At 52.3% G+C, this 21,358-nt stretch carries 17 protein-coding genes; 2 read left to right on the top strand and 15 right to left on the bottom strand.

Translation table 11 applies throughout. From position 1 onward, the window contains the following. From aroA to JWZ98_RS09120, 8 genes are all read right to left on the bottom strand, one after another. The gene (gene aroA / locus JWZ98_RS09155; RefSeq protein WP_205454047.1) at positions 1-1,317 is read right to left on the bottom strand and encodes a 3-phosphoshikimate 1-carboxyvinyltransferase; all 1,317 of its coding nucleotides are present in this window, start codon (positions 1,315-1,317) and stop codon (positions 1-3) included. Between the two features lie 10 nt (positions 1,318-1,327). Then, positions 1,328-2,203: a prephenate dehydrogenase/arogenate dehydrogenase family protein gene (locus JWZ98_RS09150; RefSeq protein WP_205454046.1), complete on the bottom strand. Its 876-nt coding sequence runs from the start codon at positions 2,201-2,203 to the stop codon at positions 1,328-1,330. Continuing rightward, entirely contained in the window at positions 2,196-3,299 is a 1,104-nt protein-coding gene (hisC, locus tag JWZ98_RS09145; protein WP_205454045.1) for a histidinol-phosphate transaminase, read from the bottom strand. Before hisC ends, JWZ98_RS09150 begins: the two co-directional genes overlap by 8 nt. Before the next feature lie 11 nt (positions 3,300-3,310). Beyond that, a complete protein-coding gene (pheA, locus tag JWZ98_RS09140; protein ID WP_205454044.1) occupies positions 3,311-4,396 on the bottom strand; it encodes a prephenate dehydratase in 1,086 nt (361 codons plus the stop codon). 8 nt (positions 4,397-4,404) lie between these two features. Next, positions 4,405-5,484 carry a 3-phosphoserine/phosphohydroxythreonine transaminase gene (serC, locus tag JWZ98_RS09135; protein WP_205454043.1) on the bottom strand — a complete coding sequence of 360 codons (1,080 nt, stop codon included), beginning with the start codon at positions 5,482-5,484 and terminating at the stop codon, positions 4,405-4,407. A 2-nt stretch (positions 5,485-5,486) separates the two neighbouring features. Then, complete coding sequence (gene gyrA, locus JWZ98_RS09130) at positions 5,487-8,096, bottom strand: DNA gyrase subunit A (RefSeq protein WP_205454042.1); 2,610 nt, start codon at positions 8,094-8,096, stop codon at positions 5,487-5,489. A 126-nt stretch (positions 8,097-8,222) separates the two neighbouring features. Beyond that, positions 8,223-8,942: a dienelactone hydrolase family protein gene (locus JWZ98_RS09125; protein WP_205454041.1), complete on the bottom strand. Its 720-nt coding sequence runs from the start codon at positions 8,940-8,942 to the stop codon at positions 8,223-8,225. A 22-nt stretch (positions 8,943-8,964) separates the two neighbouring features. Next, positions 8,965-9,447: a low molecular weight protein-tyrosine-phosphatase gene (locus tag JWZ98_RS09120; RefSeq protein WP_205454040.1), complete on the bottom strand. Its 483-nt coding sequence runs from the start codon at positions 9,445-9,447 to the stop codon at positions 8,965-8,967. A 125-nt stretch (positions 9,448-9,572) separates the two neighbouring features. Between JWZ98_RS09120 and JWZ98_RS09115 the strand changes: the two genes are divergently transcribed. Together JWZ98_RS09115 and JWZ98_RS09110 are read left to right on the top strand one after the other, a co-directional pair. Beyond that, on the top strand, positions 9,573-11,324 hold the full coding sequence (locus JWZ98_RS09115) for a methyl-accepting chemotaxis protein (protein WP_205454039.1): 1,752 nt from the start codon (positions 9,573-9,575) through the stop codon (positions 11,322-11,324). 145 nt (positions 11,325-11,469) lie between these two features. Beyond that, positions 11,470-12,300 (top strand): HDOD domain-containing protein, encoded by an 831-nt coding sequence (locus JWZ98_RS09110; protein ID WP_033158088.1) that lies wholly within the window; start codon positions 11,470-11,472, stop codon positions 12,298-12,300. Positions 12,301-12,393: 93 nt separating this feature from the next. Here JWZ98_RS09110 and JWZ98_RS09105 read toward each other — a convergent pair whose 3' ends face one another. The 7 genes from JWZ98_RS09105 to JWZ98_RS09075 all read right to left on the bottom strand — a co-directional run bounded on the left by JWZ98_RS09105 (position 12,394) and on the right by JWZ98_RS09075 (position 21,346). Further along, positions 12,394-13,038, bottom strand: a complete 645-nt coding sequence (locus JWZ98_RS09105; protein ID WP_033158089.1) for a response regulator transcription factor — start codon at positions 13,036-13,038, stop codon at positions 12,394-12,396. Continuing rightward, complete coding sequence (locus JWZ98_RS09100) at positions 13,035-14,348, bottom strand: histidine kinase (protein ID WP_171694939.1); 1,314 nt, start codon at positions 14,346-14,348, stop codon at positions 13,035-13,037. Before JWZ98_RS09100 ends, JWZ98_RS09105 begins: the two co-directional genes overlap by 4 nt. Positions 14,349-14,532: 184 nt before the next feature. Beyond that, the gene (gene purL / locus JWZ98_RS09095; RefSeq protein ID WP_205454038.1) at positions 14,533-18,426 is read right to left on the bottom strand and encodes a phosphoribosylformylglycinamidine synthase; all 3,894 of its coding nucleotides are present in this window, start codon (positions 18,424-18,426) and stop codon (positions 14,533-14,535) included. Positions 18,427-18,525: 99 nt separating this feature from the next. Continuing rightward, positions 18,526-19,284 (bottom strand): outer membrane protein assembly factor BamC, encoded by a 759-nt coding sequence (bamC, locus tag JWZ98_RS09090; protein WP_205454037.1) that lies wholly within the window; start codon positions 19,282-19,284, stop codon positions 18,526-18,528. A 2-nt stretch (positions 19,285-19,286) separates the two neighbouring features. Then, the gene (gene dapA / locus JWZ98_RS09085; RefSeq protein WP_205454036.1) at positions 19,287-20,162 is read right to left on the bottom strand and encodes a 4-hydroxy-tetrahydrodipicolinate synthase; all 876 of its coding nucleotides are present in this window, start codon (positions 20,160-20,162) and stop codon (positions 19,287-19,289) included. 69 nt (positions 20,163-20,231) lie between these two features. Next, positions 20,232-20,693, bottom strand: coding sequence for a YaiI/YqxD family protein (locus JWZ98_RS09080; RefSeq protein WP_240348286.1), 462 nt, complete (start codon positions 20,691-20,693; stop codon positions 20,232-20,234). Next, entirely contained in the window at positions 20,690-21,346 is a 657-nt protein-coding gene (locus JWZ98_RS09075; protein WP_240348285.1) for a phosphatase PAP2 family protein, read from the bottom strand. The genes JWZ98_RS09080 and JWZ98_RS09075 overlap by 4 nt, the downstream gene beginning before the upstream one ends. Between the last annotated feature and the right edge of the window lie 12 nt (positions 21,347-21,358).

Here is a 21,358-nt window from a genome sequence, read left to right as displayed (position 1 = left end):
TTAAAAACTCGTTAATGCCAAACCCAGTTTGGTAGCCAAATCGCGGAACTCCGGAAATGATGTATTCACGTTCGCACAATCCCTGATGGTGATCGGGCCGTTGGCGCGCAAACCGGCAATCGAAAAGGACATAGCGATACGGTGATCGCCATGCGATTCCACTTCCCCAGTGCCAATATGACCGCCGCCGTTAATCACCATACCATCTTTGGTTGGCTGCGCATCGACACCGAGAATTTGCAAACCGTCAGCCATCACTTGAATCCGGTCCGATTCCTTGACTCGTAATTCTTCCGCACCAGTCAATACAGTTTGACCATCCGCACAAGCAGCGGCCACGAACAAGACTGGAAACTCGTCGATGGCCAGCGGCACCAAATGCTCGGGGATGTTGATGCCTTTCAACTGTGCCGAACGCACACGCAAATCGGCTACGGGTTCACCGCCGACTTCTCTCTCGTTCAATACTTCGATATTCGCCCCCATCAAGCGCAAAATATCGATCACGCCGGTACGTGTCGGATTGATGCCGACGTGACGCAAGGTCACATCCGAATCAGGCGCAATACTGGCACCGACCAGAAAGAACGCCGCCGAGGAAATATCGCTGGGTACATCAATGCGCGCGGCTGTCAACTTACCTTGATTGTTGATTCGGGCGGTGCTGCCTTCGCGTTGCACTGGATAACCGAAACCGTTCAACATCCGCTCGGTGTGATCCCGGGTCGGTGCTGGCTCGGTGACGCTGGTCTGACCTTCGGCATACATACCGGCCAGCAACAAACAGGACTTGACCTGAGCACTGGCAATCGGCATCTCGTAATGAATGCCTTGCAATTTTCCGGCCTTGCCTTTGATATGCAGCGGCGCGGTGCCATTTTCCTGGGTAACAATCTCGGCGCCCATCAGCGCCAAAGGTGCGGTCACCCGTTTCATCGGCCGGGATTCCAGTGATTTGTCGCCAGTCAACACACAATCAAACGGTTGGCCGGCCAACAAACCCGACAGTAAACGCATGGAAGTACCGGAGTTGCCCAGATACAAAGGTTTCTCGGGCGCTTTCAGGCCATGCTTGCCCACACCGTGTATCGTCACTTCACCATTGACCGGCCCCTCAATTTCAACGCCCATGGCTCGAAACGCTTCCAGGGTCGAGATCGCGTCTTCCGCATTCAAAAAGCCGGTGACGTGCGTGACGCCTTCCGCCAGCGAACCCAACATGATGGAGCGGTGCGACATGGACTTATCGCCTGGCACACGGATTTCGCCGCGCAAACTACCGCCCGGCTGCACTTGAAAAGTAATGGTTTGTGACATGTTAATCTTCTTAGTCTTCTTGTTGATCGAGAAAACGCTGCCGGGCATTTCTGGCATACGTAAAGGTTTCGAACAATTGAGTGGATTGATCTTCAACCAGCAATTGTTCTATTTTGCTTAATTCCGCTTGAAACTGGCGAATCAAGGGCACGATTTCCTGTTTATTGGCCAGACAGATGTCCTGCCACATGGTCGGATCGCTGGAGGCGATACGACTGAAATCCCTGAAACCGCCGGCGGCATATTTGAATATCTCGCGCTGTTCGTCCTTGCGCCCCAATAAACCGACCAAGGCGAAAGCCAAAATATGCGGCAAATGGCTGGTGGCGGCCAGCACGGTATCGTGATGTTCTACCGACATCACCGAAACGCTGGAGCCGATCTTTTCCCAAAATGTATGGATTTTCGCCAGCGCCAGCTTATCGGTGCCTTCTAGCGGCGTCAGGATCAGGCGGCGATTGACAAACAAATCGACGGTCGAAGCATCCACACCGCTGCGCTCGGCGCCGGCAATCGGGTGCGCAGGCACAAAATTGCTGGGTACGGTACCGAAAACTTCCGCCAATGCGGAAACCACGCTGCCCTTGGTGCTGCCGGCATCGCTGTAAATAGCATTCGAGTTCCAGTGCGGTTTAATTTGTTCGAAAATAGCCTTCATGCTACCGACCGGCGTGGCGACGATTACGCAATCGGTATTTTGCAATGCCGCAGCTATGTCGGTGTAAAACTGGTCGATGACACCGAGTTGCTTCGCCAATTGCATATTCGGCAGATTTTTCTCCCGGCCGTAGGCAACGACTTCACGACATAAGCCTTGAGCACGCGCGGCCCTGGCAATAGAACCGCCGATTAAGCCAATCCCAATGATGCACAGGCGGTTAAACACCGCTCAACACCTCGCGCAACGCTTTTATGAATATGGCGTTTTCACGTTCCGTGCCGATGCTGACACGCAGATGGTTGGGCATTTCGTAATTGGCTACTGGCCGCACGATGACACCCTTGCGCAACAAGGCCTCGTAAATCGGCATTGCCGGCTGCTTGACATCCACCGAAACAAAATTGCCGGATGAAGGAATCCAGGGTAAATCCAATTCCGTAAAAGCATCAATCAGTTGCGTCATACCGGCGTTGTTAAGAGCCACTGTCCGATTCAGATAATCGGTGTCGCCCAGTGCGGCTTCTGCCGCGGCCAAAGCCAGCATGCTGCAATTGAAAGGCTGACGCACCCGGTTCAACAAATCGGCGATATCCGGCGAGGAAATCCCGTAACCGATGCGCAAGCCCGCCAAGCCGTAGGCCTTGGAGAACGTGCGGGCAATAATCAGATTCGGATAACGATTCGGCCAATCCAACGATTCGGTTCGCACAGCAGGATCGACAAACTCGTAATAAGCCTCGTCTAAGACGCACAGCACATGGGCCGGCAAATCGGCGATAAAGCTTTCCAGTTCGTTTTTATTCAGCAAAGTACCGGTCGGATTGTTGGGATTGGCGATAAACACGACTCGGGTTTTTGGACCAACTTGCGCCCGCATTGCCGCCAAATCATGCCCGTAATTTTTAGCCGGCACCACTTTGGCTTTGGCGCCGACGGCTTGCGTCAGAATCGGATATAACGCGAATGCGTGCTGGGAAAACACTACTTCCAGTTCCGGCGTAACGAAAGTCCGCATCACCAATTCCAGAATCTCACTGGAACCGTTACCCAGGGTAATTTGCTCGGGTGCTACATTTAATTTGGCCGACAATTCGGCTTTCAATGTAAAACCGCTGCCGTCGGGATAACGGGTTAATTCGGGCAAGGTTGCTTGAATAGCCGCCGCGACTTTGGCGCCGGTGCCCAATGGATTTTCGTTAGAAGCCAGCTTGATGACTTCTGCGATACCCAGCTCGCGCTGCAATTCATCCACCGGTTTACCGGGCACATAAGGCACCAGCTGTTGAACACCGGCAGTAGCAAGTTCTAAAAATTTGTTCATCGAATTAAAGATTAAATGACGGCTTTTGGATAAGAGCCGAGGATTTTCAACATTTTGACGTTGTTTTGCAGGGATTCCAGCGCTTTAGCAACATCAGGATCATCTCGATGACCATCAATATCGATAAAAAACACGTATTCCCACAAGCCCTGCCGCGATGGCCTGGACTCTATGTGCGCCATGCTGATGCCGTATTCGGCAAACGGCCCCAAAATCTTATGCAGGGCGCCGGCTTGATTGCCGGTGGACACCAAAATAGAGGTTTTATCGAGTCCGGTGGATGCCGGTTGCTGTTTGCCAATCACAATAAAGCGCGTGGTGTTGTTCGATTCATCTTCGATATGCTGTTCGATGATGTTCAATTCATACAACTCGGCCGCCATCAAGCCAGCTATTGCGGCCTTGTTATGATCCAACGACGCGAGTCTGGCTGCTTCGGCGTTACTACTCACCGCCGTGCAAGGCACGCCAGGCAAATAGGTATTCAGCCATTGCCGGCATTGCGCCAAGGATTGTTGATGCGAATAGACTTCGTTAATCCCTGTCAAAACGTCCATCTTGCCGAGCAGATTTTGATGCACGCGAATTTCCACTTCGCCGCAAATTTGCAATGAGGTGGTCATAAAACGGTCCAGCGTATGGGCAATAACGCCTTCGGTGGAATTTTCCACAGGCACCACGCCGAACTGACAATGCCCGGTTTCCACCGCCAGAAAAATCTCCGGGATGGTCGCAACCGGAATACCCTTTACGGCATGACCGAAATGCTTGAACGTCGCTTGCTGGGTAAAGGTACCCACCGGCCCCAAAAACGCCACTTCCAGGGGCTTTTCCAAGGCCAAACAAGCCGACATCAGCTCACGGAACAGATGTACCGACGCGTCGTCACTTAAAGGCCCTGGATTCAGTTCCTTGATTTTGCGTAATACTTGGGCTTCGCGATCCGCTCGGTAAAAACTACCGGTTTCGCCTTCGGCCATTTTGGTTCTAGCTACTTCGATCGCGCATGCTGCGCGTTGATTAATCAGTTGCAACAGCTGTCTATCGATGGAATCGATACGTTCGCGTAACTCGGACAAAGGAATAATCGCCGTCATACCGGTAACTAGTGAGTGCGTTCGAACTCGGCCATAAAGTCGATTAAGGCATCGACCCCGGCATCCGGCATGGCGTTGTAAATACTTGCTCTCATACCGCCGACCGAACGGTGCCCAGGTAAGGAGCCCAAACCATTTTTATCCGCCAGCGCTAAAAACTCTTTGTCCAGCGCCGCATCTGCCAACACGAAAGGCACGTTCATTCTAGAACGGTACTCTTTCACCACCGGATTGCTGTATAGACTGGACTCATCAATAGCTTGATATAGCTTGCCGGCTTTACGAATATTTTGTTGTTCAATGGCTGCAATACCGCCTTGCTGTTTCAACCATTGCAAAACCAATCCCAACAGATACCAGTTATAGGTAGCAGGCGTGTTCAACATAGAGTCGGCTTTTGCCTGTTGCTGGTAATCGAACACCGACGGTACGGCTTTCGGTGCCAAGCCGATCAAATCGTCGCGAACGATGACTACGGTCACGCCGGAAGGGCCCATGTTTTTCTGCGTGCCCGCGTAAATAATGCCATAGCGACTAACATCAACCGGCCGCGACAAGATATTCGAGGACATATCGCACACCAGCGGTAAATCGCCTACATCGGGAACTTCTGAAAACTCCACACCATGGATGGTTTCGTTTGAGGTGTAATGCAGATAAGCAGCGTCTTTATCGATATTCCAGGTATCGAACGCGGGAACAGTGGTAAATTTTTCGGCTTCTGAGGTAGCAGCAAGTTGCACTTCACAATACTTGCCGGCTTCCTTGATTGCACTAGTCGACCAAGCGCCAGTATTCACATAGCTGGCCTTGGTTTTACCATTGAGCATATTCTGCGGAATCATCGCGAACTGCGCGCTGGCGCCGCCTTGCAGAAACAGCACCTTGTAATTGGCCGGAATGCCAAGCAACTCGATCAGATCGGCTTTCATGGCTTCGGCTATCGACATAAAGTGCTTGCCGCGGTGACTCATTTCCATCACCGACATGCCGCTGCCTTGCCAATTCAACATCTCTTGCTGAGCTTGTAACAGCACCGATTCCGGCAACATCGACGGACCGGCGCTAAAGTTGTAAATCCTTGCCATGCTTATTCCTCTTCTCCGCCTGGTTCGGCGCTATCTGCTGAGACATCGGTTTCGTCAATATCGCCTTCGGCGTCGTCGTCTTCATCACCCAGACCATCGATTCTATCGACACCAACGACTCTTTCGCCCTTATCCAGACGAATGACGGTAACACCTTGAGTATTTCTGCCGACGATGGAAATTTCCTTAACCCGTGTCCGCACCAGCGTACCGCCGTCAGTGATCAACATGATCTCGTCAGTATCGTTAACCAATACCGCGCCGACTACCGCACCATTGCGCTCGGAAGTCTGAATCGCGATCAAACCCTGACCGCCACGTCTATGCTGGGTAAATTCTTCCAGCTTGGTACGCTTGCCATAACCGTTTTCGGTAATGTTCAACACCGTGCCTTCGCTGGCGATGATCAAGGATATAACTTTTTGGCCCTCCTGTAGACGAATACCGCGCACCCCGGTCGCCGTTCTACCCATCGAGCGCACATCGGTTTCGTTGAAGCACACCGCTTTGCCGTCACTACTGAACAGCAAGACGTTTTGCTGGCCGTCTGTGATCGCCACGCCCACTAACGTGTCGTTTTCGTTTAGATCGATAGCGATTTTGCCGTTACTGCGCTGGCGTTCGAACTCGGGCAACGGGGTTTTCTTCACGGTACCCGATGATGTGGCCATAAAAATGTATTTATCCGCACTGTACTCACGGACCGGCAACATCGCATTGATCTTCTCGCCTTCTTCCAGCGGCAACAGATTTACAAACGGCTTGCCGCGCGATGCCCGGCTGGCGACCGGCAGATTAAACACCCGCAACCAATAGACCTTACCCGCAGACGAGAAGCACAAAATCGTGTCATGGGTATTGGCGATGATCAGTTTTTCGACGAAATCGTTTTCCTTCGTCGCCGTCGCCGACTTACCGCGGCCACCGCGGCGCTGGGCTTTGTAATCGCTGAGCGGCTGCGTTTTCACGTAACCCTCGTGCGACATGGTCACCACCATGTCTTCTTCGGTAATCAGGTCTTCAGCGGACAGATTGGAATAATCCTGGACGATTTCGGTGCGGCGGGTATCGCCGTATTGAGTTTTGATCTCTTCCAGCTCTTCGCGGATCACTTCCATCAAACGCACATCGCTACCGAGAATATGCAGATATTCGTCTATCAACTCCAGCAGTTGCTTGTATTCGTTGACGATTTTTTCTTGTTCCAAGCCGGTCAAGCGATGCAGACGCAAATCCAGAATAGCCTGCGCCTGATTTTCGGATAAGCGATAAGAGCCGTCTACCAAGCCAAATTCGATAGACAAATCGTCCGGCCTCGAACGGTCCGCATCGGCTCTATCCAGCAAGGCGGCGACCAAACCGGCCTGCCAGGTCTGGGCCAACAGACCGACTTTAGCCTCTTGGGGATTCGGCGATGTTTTGATCAGTTCGATCATTTCGTCGATGTTAGCCAGCGCAACCGCCAGGCCTTCCAAGATATGCGCCCTTTCTCGCGCCTTGCGCAGGTTATAAATGGTTCTGCGGGTAACGATCTCGCGACGGTGATCGACAAATGCCGCCAGAATCTCTTTCAGACCCATCAGATGCGGCCGACCGTCGTACAGCGCGACCATATTGATCCCAAATACGGTCTGCATCTGGGTTTGTTTGTACAAATTGTTCAACACCACGTCCGGCACTTCGCCGCGACGCAACTCGATCACCATGCGCATGCCATCCTTGTCGGACTCGTCGCGCAATCCCGAGATGCCATCCAGTTTGCCTTCCTTGACCAGTTCGGCGATTTTTTCCAGCAAGCGGGCTTTGTTAACCTGATAGGGTAGCTCGGTGGTGATGATGGCTTGGCGACCACTATCGCCAATGTCTTCAAAATGGCTGCGGCCACGCAGGTAAATCCGGCCACGACCGGTGGCATACGCTTCAAAAATACCGGAAGCACCATTGATGATCCCTGCGGTCGGAAAATCCGGTCCCGGCACAATTTGCATTAATTCAGGGATTGTCAGATCGGGGTTTTCGATCAAGGCCAGGCAGGCGCTGATAATCTCACCCAGATTATGTGGAGGAATATTAGTGGCCATACCGACCGCGATGCCGGCAGAGCCATTGACTAACAGAGTAGGCACCCGAGTCGGCATCACTGTAGGTTCAGATTCCGATTCGTCGTAGTTGGCAACGAAGTCCACGGTTTCCTTATCCAGGTCCGCGAGTAATTCATGGGCGATTTTGGCCATTCGCACTTCGGTATACCGCATCGCCGCCGGTGAATCACCGTCCACCGAACCGAAGTTGCCTTGACCATCGATTAACATGTAGCGCAAGGAAAACGGCTGCGCCATCCGCACCATGGTGTCGTAAACCGCTGTATCACCATGCGGATGGTATTTACCGATCACGTCACCGACGATACGCGCCGACTTTTTATAAGGTTTGTTCCAGTCGTTTCCGAGCTCGTTCATCGCGTAAAGGACGCGACGGTGCACCGGCTTGAGGCCGTCTCTGACATCGGGAAGTGCCCTGCCGACGATGACGCTCATGGCGTAATCGAGGTAGGATTGTTTCATCTCGTCTTCGAGATTGACGGGGATAATTTCTTTAGCGAAGTCTGACATGGGTCCGTGGTTCCAGTGCAGTCGAAAGCTTATCGATCGACGGGTTAGCCTGAAGCATCAATTCCATTTAAGCATGGCTAACAGGTTTATAAAGCCGTCGATTATAGCAAACGCCAACCACCGCCGTCAGGCAAAAATCTCGCTGAAAAAGTTTTGCATGGCTTGCCAGGAACGATGGTCGGCAAGCGGCTGATAAACTGTGCCAAAATCGGGATTGTTAGCCACCGGATTGGTAAACGCGTGCATCGTATGACCGTAACTATGCAATTGCCAATCGGCACCGGCCTGGGTTAATTCGTGTTGCAGGGCAAGCACTTGCTCAGTGGACGCCATCGGATCGTCATAGCCATGCAACACCAACACCTTGGCTTTGATACTGGGGTTAGGAATGTTTTCCGGCGCACCCAGCAACCCGTGAAACGACACTACCCCGCGAATATCCACACCGGTCCGCGCCAAATCCAGCGCGCATAAACCACCAAAACAAAAGCCTATCGCCGCAATCCTGGCGTTGTCGGCCCAAGGCATCAGCTTGACTGTGGATAGCGCTGCCTGTAAGCGCTGTTGCAATTTCGCCCTATCTTGTATGAAGGGTTGCATCAATTTGGCGTTTTGTTCGGGTGTCTTACCTAGGACGCCTTTGCCGTACATATCGGTAGCGAACGCCAAGTAACCCAATTCCGCCAACTTGAAGGCCTTGTCAGCCACAAACTGGTCTCGCCCACCCCAAGCATGATGGATCAACACCACCGGTCTCTGACCGACAATCGCATCGTCGTAAGCAAAAAAACCTTCCAGCACCGTGTCGCGATCCAGGTAACTGACCGTATTCGAGATAATCGCCATGAGCTTTTTCCTACCCCGTTAATTACAGCTCGCCCGTTTGTTGCAATGCCTGCAAAAATCCCGCCGATGCCTCTTCGACCATATCCAGCACCCGCTCAAAACCATAACTACCACCGTAGTAAGGGTCTGGCACTTCGCGTTGATTCAAGTGCGGTGCATAATCGAGAAAATGGCGAATTTTATGACTCAAATCAATCGGACAGGCTTCTTTTAGTACGGCGTGATTTTCGTCGTCCATGACCAGAATGTGATCGAACGCTTCGAAATCTGCGGACACAACTTTGCGCGCCCGCAGATGTTTCAATTCAACCCCTCTGTCGCGAGCGGCTTTTTGCGCGCGCAAATCGGGCGCATCGCCAACATGATAGGCATGAGTACCCGCAGAGTCTATTTGAAAGCGCTCCGCCAGATTTCTTGTAGACACTAAATGAGAGAAAACGCCTTCTGCGGTGGGCGATCGACAGATGTTACCCATACACACAAACAAAACCTTGATTTTCCGCATAGTTGTTAAGTTTTTAGAATAGTTGACGCTAAATTGTAAGCTATACTCGGTTGGCATGTCTTCAGGGCAGTACTGGAAAGACAGTTAATACAAGAAATTTAAAGCGTATTTTAGGGGAGTTTCGGATGTTGATGATGAACTGGCATTCTGTAGGGGTAAAGGTGGTTTCTATCACCATGTCGGTGCTAACACTTTTAGGCATAGCCATCTTGGTTGTTTACTCAAGCTTTGAGAAACAAAAGCTGATTGACCGGGAAATCAAAGCCTCGCGGCAACTGCTCACTTTGTCCGAATCAATCCGCGACAATGTCGTAAAAAAATGGGAAGCCGGCATCTACACGCCTGAGCAACTCATGCAATTGGTCGAACAAAAAGGTAGCTCTAAAGCCAGAGAACTGGTGATCGCCACCGTACCGACGGCCAATGCCTGGGATGTCATCGAAGCAGAAGCCAAAGAGCACGGCTTTCGTTTTAAAGCACCGTCTCTTACCCCCCGAAACCCCCGGAACGCAGCGGATGACATCGAGCGTCAAGCGCTGGAGTTTTTCAGAAGCAACCCGTCCGCCCAAGACTTCAGCTACGTAGACGAAGAAAAACAGGAAGTTCGCTATTTACGCCCGGTCAAATTAGTCAAACAATGCGAATTGTGCCATGGCGACCCCAAGACGTCGCAAAGTCTCTGGAATAACGAAAAGGGCCAAGATTTACTGGGGTATCCGATGGAAAATCGCCACGCCGGCGACTTGCATGGTGCATTTGAGATCGTCACCCCATTCAGCGTGGCGCTAGCCGAGCTGAAGAATAATACCTTCTACGCTATCGGCTTCTTATGCATAACATTGATCATCATCGGTTTTACCGGCTACTTCACGATGAGCAAAATCATCATCGGTCCGCTGACAGCATTGGCTTTGAAACTGCAGGACATCGGTAGTGGCGAAGGCGACCTGCGGGCTCGCCTGGATGCGAGCGGCAAGTCGGAATTTGCCTGGATCGCATCGAGTTTTAATACCTTCGTGCGTAAAATAGCCAAAACCATCGACCAGATCAGCTCTACCAGCGAAAAACTAGCCAGCTCTTCCCACAAGCTTGCGAATATCACCCAATCGACTCAAGCCGGTGTTGAGCGGCAATTGCACGAAACCACGTTGGTGGCTAATGCCATGAAGCAAATGACATCGACGGTGCAAGAAGTCGCCAAAAATGCCGTTAGAGCATCGGAAGCCGCCGAAATCGCCGACCGTGAAGCGTCGTCAGGCAAAAACATCGTGAAAGATGCGGTGCATGGCATCAACAGCTTAGCGTCTGAAGTGGAAAACGCCGCCAATGTGATACACGAACTGGAAAACGACAGTAACAGTATTGGCGAGGTATTAGGCGTGATTCAAGGTATTGCCGAACAAACCAATTTGCTGGCACTGAACGCTGCGATAGAAGCCGCCAGAGCTGGTGAGCAAGGTCGTGGCTTTGCGGTAGTAGCGGATGAAGTCAGAACCTTGGCCAGCCGCACCCAAAACTCCACTTTGGAAATTCAAAAAACCATCGAACGCTTGCAGGACCGCGCGAAACAGGCCGTGGCCGTGATGGAAAACGGTAGAAGCCGCGCCAACTCCAGCGTAGAGCAAGCCGCATCCGCCGGTGGTTCGATAACCACTATCAGCGAACGTATCGATACCATTAACGATATGAATAATCAGATAGCCAGCGCGGCCGAAGAGCAAACCGCTGTAGCCGAGGAAATCAATCGCAACATCAGCAATATCAGCCGGGTATCCGAAGAGACTTCGATTGGCGCGAAAAATACGGCGGATGCCTGCCACGAGTTACTCGACCTGGCGAATCAGTTGCGCTCCATGGTTGGAAACTTTAAGACCTAGCTAAACCGCTATCCGCTTGGCTCGGCGTAACCCTTATTCAGGCGGCGCCGGGCTCTGAACCGGTTTAAATTTATAAGGTTTGTTCGCCGAGGCTGGCTATAATTCACTAAGAATAATTACAGTTTCGTAGCTTAAGGATGAAGACATGCCCACAAAAATGAACCAACTGTTCGATGAAATCCATAAAATTCCGCAAGTACCCGAAGTCGTAAGATCCCTCATCAATCAGCTAAACAATCCCAACGCGGATATGCTCGACATAGCCAAAAACGTGGAAAAAGAGCAGGTGATTGTTTTAAAAATCCTGCGTTTGGTCAACTCCGCGCATTTTGGTTTATCCCGTAAAATTGGCTCTATAGATGAAGCCATCACCTTGCTGGGCATGAACCAGCTGAAAACCTTGGTGATCGCATCCGGGATTGTCGGTGTGGTACCGCAATTGGATAATTTCGATGTCAAACAAAGCTGGCGGAATAGTTTTCGCACAGCAGGTTATGCAAGATGGTTCGCGGCCCAAGCGGGCCTGGCAGCAGACATCGCCTATACTGCCGGGCTAATCAGCAATCTGGGCAACCTGCTCATTCACATTGGCAGTCCCCGTGAAGCCAACGAAATTGATCAGCATGTGAAAAACGGCAACGTCAGATTGGAAATTGAAAAAAGGCGCTTGGGCTATACCAGCCCGGCGGTCTGCGCGGAGCTTTGCCGTCGCTGGAAATTTGCTGACGAATTGGTCGAAACCATCGAACAATCGGCGGAACCTTTAGCCGCGGACACGCCCAACAAATTAGCTTGCGCAGTTTTCCTCGCCCATACAATCAGCGACTGCCAGGATCAGGGTTTGGATGAAAATCAAATTTTGGCTTCGCTACCCAATCAAGTCACCGCACTTTTAGGCCTATCGGACCAACTTCTTAAGGAAAAATTGCCGGATGTTCTAGCGGCTAAATCTGAGCTCGACGGCCTTCTGGATTAAGAAACATAATTTTCAATAATCGTTCAGACGAAATTATTTTGCCTGAACGACGGCTAATTTATTCCTTCTCAGCCCCCGCCCTAAAACCAACTATCAGCGCGCCGTCATCCCCAAATTGACCGCAATATGAGCAAGCTCTGTGGTAGTGTCCACCTGGAGCTTTTTCTTGATTTGCGTGGCGTAGTTCGCCACAGTTTTATGGCCTAGACACAGCTGATCGGCGATCTTATGCACCGTCAACCCTTGGGCAAGCAAGCTAAATACATCGAACTCGCGTGCAGAAAAACCGGCGATTATCGCGTGATAACCGGTGTGCTGGCGTTCTTCACCGCCCCCCTTGACCAAACCGCGCTCGACATACTGTTGACCAGCCATAATTGCCGCTATCGCTTCGGCAAGAATACCGGGAGCGCTATTTTTGGTGATATAGCCCTGCGCGCCGGCTGCCAATGCCCGGCTGACATAAACTTGTTCATGATGCACACTAAAAACTAAAATTCTTGCCTCACTATCGCGCTGAATGATCCGCCGAATAGTTTCCAAACCGCCAATCCCCGGCATGGACAAATCCATCACCAACATATCGGGCTGTAATTCTTGATAAAGCTGAATAGCCTGTTCACCACGCTCGGCTTCGCCGATAACTTCGACACTATCCCCGGCAGCCAACAGCATTTTAAAACCAGCCCGCACCACCAGGTGGTCATCCACCAACACGATTTTTATCTTGTTATTCATACGAGTGGGATTCGCGCATTAACCAACATACCTGAACCAGGGCGAGACAACACCTGCAATTCGCCGTCCAGCGACTTGATACGTTCTTTTATACCCAGCAAACCAAAGCCTTGACTGGTAGTCTGCAAATCGCAGCCGCGTCCGTCATCCTGCACTTTAAGTTGCAAACATGCCTGGGGGAGATCCAGCTTATCCAAGTCAATTGTCACGCTATGGGCTTGTGCATGGCGCACCACGTTAGTCAAACACTCCTGAATCACCCGAAACACCTGAATAGTTAGATTTTTATCCAAACCATCCACTGCGTCGCTACAACGAATCGTCAGCCGCAGGTCAGCATTGCGTTCCGACCAATGATTAACCATCTCTTCCAAAGTGGCCTTCAATCCTAATTCGGTCAAGACCAGAGGATGCAATTGCTGCATCATCGAACGCACCACAGTCATTAAGTGATCGCAAATTTCCGCGATTGTTGCGGTTATTTTAGCCGCGTCGGCTTTACGATGCGCTGCCGTAACCGCCATCACTTTGATAGCTGTCAGGGATTGGCCAAATTCGTCATGCAACTCCTGCGACAGACGTTGGCGCTCTTCTTCCTGAATGGCTAGCGAATGCTGTGTCAATGCGCGATTTTCCTGGCGGGTTTTTTCCAATTCAACCGTCATATGATTGATTGCCTTAGCAATATCATCGAATTCCTGCGTGGAAAATGGCGGCAATTGTTGCCGATATTGGCCGGTTTCGATCAGGCGCAAGGCGTCCACGATGACCGCAATCGATTGCAAAGACTTATTAAATACCAGATTAACCGCCAGAAAAGTCAACATGGTCAACAAGGAAATCGACGCAAAAAACGCCACGCTTTCCTGCCAGACTTCGGTGATTTCATCGAGCGGCTGAGCCTGAATAATCAGCGTCAATAACTTGCCGTCCTGCATGTTCAGCTGATGCTCGACTTTGGGATAGTCGCCCTTCACCAAGCGGATAAACCAACTAGGCGGCATTTCTTCGGGATTGGTCGGTTGATTTTCGCCGGCGAAATGGATTAACTGTCCGTCCGGCTTTTGCAATTGAATGCTCAAATGCCGCGTTTGCCGCAAGGCGCTGAAGCGGGATAAATCGTCGCTTTGTTGAAATACCGGCGTATCGGTGATGCCCAAGGTGATCAGCTGCAAAGCCAGATGAATCGAGGCATCCACCTCCTTCTCGACCGCTTGGCGGGCTTGCCAGACCGCAATCGCCCCGCCCAATACCAAAATACAAACCGAAGACAGCAGGATGCGACAGATAATCTGGTAGCGAAGGCTCATAACGTGGAGTGCGTTGAAAACCCTCTATTATCCCGTCTAGCTTCCCACACAGCTATAGGAAAAATTCTTATTTATTTCCTGGCGGTGAGAACTGCAAATTGGAGCCCCTGAATCATTGAGAGGCTCGGGATATGTGTTACTCAAGCTCGATCCTATTTAACCAAACGAAAGCCTCGGCGCTGACTCAGCCTACCCAAACCCGGGCATTTCTGAACATTCGCAACCACGCCCCATCTTCCAACCAATCGGCCGGATGCCAGGAGTTCTGTATCGCCCTGAAACAACGTTCCGGATGCGGCATCATGATGGTAAAACGGCCGTCGACGGTGGTTAAACCGGTAATGCCCAGCGGCGAGCCGTTCGGGTTGGCCGGAAAGGCTTCGGTTTCATTGCCGTAATTATCGACATAACTGATCGCAACCTCGGCTCCGGCAGGATTTTCGGAATGGAACTCGGCGCGCCCTTCCCCATGCGCCACCACAACCGGCAATATAGAGCCTGCCATGCCTTGGAAGAAAATCGACGGCGAAGCCTGCACCTTGACCATTGCTACCCGCGCCTCGAATTGTTCCGACAGATTGCGTTTGAACTGCGGCCAGTGTTCCGCACCTGGAATAATATCCTTCAGGCCGGACATCATCTGACATCCGTTGCAAACACCCAAACCAAACGTATCGGGGCGGGCAAAAAACGCGGCAAATTCGTCGCGTGCTTTCGGGTTGAATAAAATTGATTTGGCCCAGCCGCCGCCCGCACCGAGCACGTCACCGTAAGAAAAACCGCCGCAAGCCACCAGACCGGTAAAATCGGCCAGCGACACCCGGCCGCTGATGATGTCGGTCATGTGTACATCGATGGCCGCGAAACCGGCTCTATCGAAGGCTGCCGCCATCTCGACGTGGCCGTTGACGCCTTGTTCGCGCAGAATAGCCACTTTCGGTCGAACCGCATCCGCAAATTTTGCAACGATGTTGTCGTTGATGTCGTAAGTCAACTGAGCGGACAAACCTGGATCGTTGTCGTCGGCGATTCGCTCGAATTGTTGCTGTGCGCAATCGGGATTGTCGCGCAAGGCTTGCATCCTGAAGCTGACTTCCGACCAGGTTTGTTGCAGTTCCGCGCGTCCCGCACTGTAGATTTCCTTGCCGTTACGGACGATTCGTAGCTTTTGATCTGAACTTAATTTACCGACGATATGGGTAAATTCGTCCAGCCCGGCCTGATCCAACAGTCGCGCGACATGATCCAATTCCGCCGTTTTCACTTGCAGCACTGCGCCCAACTCTTCGTTGAACAAGGCCGCCAATACATCGCTACCCAAATCGGAAATATCCAGATCGACGCCCTTACGACTGGCGAACAGCATTTCGGCTACCGTCGCCAGCAAGCCGCCATCCGACCGATCATGATAAGCCAGAATTAGCCCCTGTTCGTTCAAGGCTTGAATAGTATCGAAGAAACGCTTGAACAAACCGGCGTCGTCCAGATCCGGTGCCTGGTTGCCGAGCTGATTGTAAACTTGGGCCAGCACCGAACCACCGAGACGGTTCTTGCCCCGGCCAAGATCGATCAACAGCAACACGCTATCGGCATTTTTCAACTCGGGAGTGAGTGTACAACGAACGTCATGCACCGGCGCGAAGGCGGTGATAATCAAAGACAGTGGCGAAGTCATAGTCTTGTCATGCCAGACGCTTTTCATAGACAGCGAATCCTTGCCGACCGGAATCGCAATGCCCAATTCCGGGCACAATTCCATGCCTACTGCCTTAACGGTATCGAACAGCGCCGCGTCTTCGCCGGGGCTGCCGCAAGCAGCCATCCAATTGGCGGACAATTTGACATCATTAAGCTTGCCGATACGGGCCGCCGCCAAGTTGGTCAAAGCCTCACCTATCGCCATACGGCCGGAAGCCGGGCCGTCAATCAATGCCAATGGCGTGCGTTCGCCCATTGCCATCGCTTCGCCAGTGTGGGCATAAAAGCCGGAAGCCGTGACCGCGACGTCAGCTACAGGCACTTGCCAAGGACCGACCATCTGGTCGCGAGCGACGAGCCCGGTCACTGAGCGGTCGCCGATGTGAATCAAGAAGCTCTTGTCCGCGACGGCCGGAAACGCCAAGATCCGTTTCACCGCTTCGGCCAATTCGACTTTGTCCAGTTGCAAGTCGGGCAAATTCTTGGTCAAACGCTGGACGTTTCTATGCATTTTGGGCGGCTTGCCGAACAATACCGACATCGGCAGATCAACCGGTTTACCCCCAAGCCATTCGTCGCTCAGCGTCAGATGCTCGGCGTCAGTCGCTTCGCCGATTACCGCATACAAGCAATGCTCGCGTTTACAGAAAGACTCGAACAACGCCAAGGATTCCGGCTTGATCGCCACCACATAGCGTTCCTGCGCTTCATTGCACCAGATTTGCATAGGCGACATGCCTTTGTCGGCGTTCTGCACCTTGCGCAATTCAAAACGGCCGCCGCGATCGCAATCGTGAATGATTTCCGGCACCGCGTTGGACAAACCGCCGGCGCCTATGTCGTGGATAGAGACGATAGGCGTATCTTCGCCCAACGAATTACAGTGGTTGATCACTTCCTGGCAACGGCGCTCCATTTCCGGGTTTTCGCGTTGCACCGAGGCAAAATCCAGTTCCGCCGCACTTTCTCCGGAGGTTTGCGAGGACGCCGCGCCGCCGCCCAAGCCGATCAACATGGCCGGACCGCCCAGGATGATGATTAAGGAACCTGCCGGAATCGCCTGCTTATCGACCAGCATCGGCCGGATGTTGCCCATGCCGCCGGCAATCATGATGGGTTTATGGTAGCCGCGATATTGGTTCGCTTCGCCTGTTTCAGCCGGTTGTTCGAAACTGCGGAAATAACCGGCGATATTGGGCCGGCCGAATTCGTTATTGAACGCCGCGCCGCCGATTGGCCCTTCCAGCATGATGTCCAACGCCGAGACGATACGCTCCGGCTTGCCGTAATCCGCTTCCCAGGGTTGAGAAAAGCCGGGAATTTTCAGATGCGAGACGCTGAAACCGGTCAAGCCGGCCTTGGTCGCCGAACCTCGGCCGGTGGCGCCTTCGTCGCGAATCTCGCCGCCGGAACCGGTTGCTGCGCCGGGATGCGGGGAAATCGCAGTCGGATGGTTGTGGGTTTCCACCTTCATCAGCATGTGCGCCTGTTCTTCTACATAACCGTAGGCGTAGTTATTAGCCGCATCGCGGATGAACACCTTGGCTGTGGAGCCTTCCAGCACCGACGAGTTGTCGCTGTAGGCCGACAGCACACCTTGCGGGTTCAGATTATGAGTGTTGCGGATCATCGCGAACAAAGACTTGGCTTGCTCTTCGCCATCTATCGTCCAACTGGCGTTGAAGATTTTGTGCCGGCAATGTTCTGAATTGGCCTGGGCGAACATCATCAGTTCCACATCGGTCGGGTTACGGCCTAAATTGATGAAGCTCTCGGTCAAATAATCGATCTCATCGGTAGACAAGGCCATGCCTAATTCAGCGTTGGCCTTAACCAACGCATCCCTGCCCTGCTCGATGATAGCCACGGTTTGTAAAGGCTGGGGATCGTGCTCGGCAAACAAATCAAGTTCAGCCTGATCGTAAACCACTTGTTGGATCATTCTATCGTGCAGTAAAGCCGCCAGTTGGTGTTTAACGGCATCGCTCAAAGTATCGGTAGTGGTAAAGCGATATTCGATACCGCGCTCAATGCGTTTTACGACCGACAGGCCGCAACGCTCGGCTATTTCCGAAGCCTTACTGGACCAAGGCGAAATAGTGCCTAAACGCGGCACCACCCATAAGGACACAACTTGGGGTTCAGGCGATTCACCACCCTCTTCCACCGTCGCATTTTCGCTGTTTTCCTCGCTTTGACCGTAATCGAGCAAGCGTTCCAGCATCGCCGATTGCTCGGCGGATAGCTGACCATCGATTTGCACGAAATGCTGAAACCGGGCACTAACAGCAGTAATGCTGCCGGCCACTGCCTGCAGTTCGGTCAGCAGTTTTTCAATACGAAAACGGGAAAGAGCGGAGGTTCCGGATAGGGTCAACATGGGCTGTGTTTGAGTGGTTTTTTATAGCTAAAAGAGTAAATACAGGACATTCCGCAGATAAAACGCGGCAAGCCCCAAATCGCAAACAAGGCGGCGATTTTATGGCGACGGCGTATTGTCGGCTGCTTTGTCCGACTTGTCAGCGGTACCGCTGGGTATATCCTGATTAATGCCTTCGGTGATCAATCTGAGCAAAGAGGTCGCAGCGACATTTGACAGGGTCTTACCGTCACTATCTTGCACCGTCACTTCGGTAAGCAGTTCATCAAGTTGATGCAGGCTTACCCGATATTCCTGTTCCTGGCTGGGATCGTCGCCGAATAAAAAAGTGATTTCGTCCAGAATGGAACCGTCTTCCGGCTTAATCGCGTCAGGATCGTATTTGACGAAGAAATAGCCTTTGTCCATATTCCGCTCGACCACTTCCAATTTTTGGCGACTCAAGGCTTTGCCGACTATCCACCACGCTTGAGTGGCTGATTGATCGATTTGTAAACTGCTGACGCCACTGCTGCCGGCCGCTTGCACACTTTTCCCGGAACCGGCTGCCGCGACAGTCTCTTTAGCTTCGGTTTTTTCCGGCTTACTGGGCGCCGGTTCTACGGTATCTGCGGCGGTTGCCGCGGATCGGACAGGCTCCTGCCGCATCGGCTCTGGCGCAGGTTCCGGTGTATTGCTTACCGGGCGGGTCGCCAAGGTCTTGGTTTTTAGATCGTCAGGGACGACTAATTCGGGGATTTCGGTAGTAAATTGATAATCTCTTTCCTTATCCGGAAACCAGCTCTTGATGGTGCTGCACGAGGCATTCAACAGCAACGCCGAAACAAGCGTCAGACGACCGTATAGGCGAGTTTTCATGGTTATAAAACGCCGGCTTGATGCATAGCCGCACGCACGGTAGCAAAACAGTCTTCAGCCAGCCAAGTCAAAGGCAATCGAATACCTTGGCCCATCAAACCCATTTCCGCCACTGCCCATTTGACGGGAATGGGATTGGATTGTATGAAGAGACTGCTGTGCAAACCCGTCAACTTGGCGTCTATCGCCTCGGCAGTCGCGCGATCACCCGCCATTGCCGCCGCCAACATTTCGTGGACCAGTTTCGGTGCCACGTTGCCGGTCACGGTGATGCTGCCGTTGCCGCCTAATAAACAAAATTCGCAGCTGGTGGCGTCGTCGCCGGTATACAGTGCAAAATCGTCGCCGGTTAAATCTCGGATTTCTTTAACTCTTTCCAACTTGCCGGTTGCTTCTTTCACACCCACGATATTATCGATTTTCGCCAGTCTACCCACGGTTTCCGGCAACAAGTCGCAAGCGGTACGCCCCGGCACGTTGTACAGAATTTGCGGAATATCGACCGCTTCGGCGATGGCTTTGTAATGCAGGTACAAGCCTTCCTGGGTCGGTTTGTTGTAATAAGGCGTGACCAGCAAACAGGCGTCCGCACCGGCTTGCTTGGCTTTTTGAGTCAGGTGTATCGCTTCGCGGGTGCAATTGGCACCGGTGCCGGCGATAACCGGTATCCGTCCGCCCACGCAATCGACGATAAATTTAATGACCGCGCAGTGTTCGTCTTCGTCGAGAGTTGCCGATTCACCCGTCGTGCCGACCGCTACCAATGCGTCAGTCCCTTGCTCTATATGAAATTCGACCAGCCGTTTCAGACTGGTTTCATCCACCGCACCGTCTTCCGTCATCGGGGTTACCAGCGCAACGATACTACCTTGAATCATGCAAATCTCTCGTGTTTAGGTATATAAAACCGGGGCATTATATCAAGCTAACCCTGAAAACTCAGCCTGTTATATTTGCCGGGCGGCCAGAAATCTATCCAGCGCGTTGGCGAAATTTTGGACATCTTTGGCCGTCATGGCCGCCGCACCACCGGATGCCAAACCGTTGTCGCGCAAGCCTTCCATGAAATCGCGCATGGCGAGTTTTTCACCGATATTCTCCACCGTATAAGCTTCGCCACGCGGATGAATCACAAACCCCTGCTTGGCTAGGATTTTTGCAGCCAACGGAATATCGCCGGTAATCGCCAGATCGCCGGCCCGCAGATGCTCGACGATATAATCATCAGCGACATCGAAACCGCCGCTGACGCGAATCGATTGGATATAACGGGACGGCGGCACGGCGATGCTTTGATTGGCAATCAGCAGCAATTCCAACTGCCTTTTTTGGGCGACGCGGAACAAAACCGTTTTAATCAAATTAGGACAGGCATCCGCATCCACCCAAATCTTGATTGCCCCCGTCATTGCGCGGTCTTCACGTCCGGCTTTATCCGAACATACCAACCGTAGTACAAGGCATAAGCCACCAAAAATACCAGGTAGCCGGACCATAAAATATCCGACGCAAAATGTCCGCCGGAAGTCATCCGGGTAAAGCCCAGAGTCCACGCCAACACTATCGTCAACAGAAAATAGATGGCTTTATGGTTTTGCGACAGAAAATACAACACAAAAAATGTGTAGCCCACCGAACAGTGACCGCAGACGAAAGACTTATCAGGCGTGTGGCCGAATTTGGCAGGCGGCACATATTGGTACTCGCCGCCGAACTGGCTGACATGCACCGGCCGGGGTCTTCCCCAATGATCTTTAACAACAAGATTGACCACCAAGCCCGGACCTAAAGCAATGACCAGCAGTATATACAAGGCCTTACGGCGAAAGCGTTGCGTATGAGTATTGAAATGACTGAGGACATAAACCGCTAAAGCTATCAGACCGGCCCACAAGGTGAACGGAAAAGCATAGTCATACAGCAGTTTCCAGGGCCACCAATGCTGGGTCGGCCAGACATCGCCGGGATTTTCCGGATGATAAAACAAGGCCGCCAAGCGCAAATCCAGGTCTGTCAGCCCAAACAATAGTGTGGTCAGTGCCGCCAATAGCAACACGAGCATGAGTTCGTTGCG

The sequence above is a fragment of the Methylomonas sp. EFPC1 genome (genome assembly GCF_016925515.1).
Taxonomy (GTDB): domain Bacteria; phylum Pseudomonadota; class Gammaproteobacteria; order Methylococcales; family Methylomonadaceae; genus Methylomonas; species Methylomonas defluvii.
Note: the sequence above shows the minus strand (reverse complement) of the source record. Positions and strands in the feature narration are given on the sequence as shown.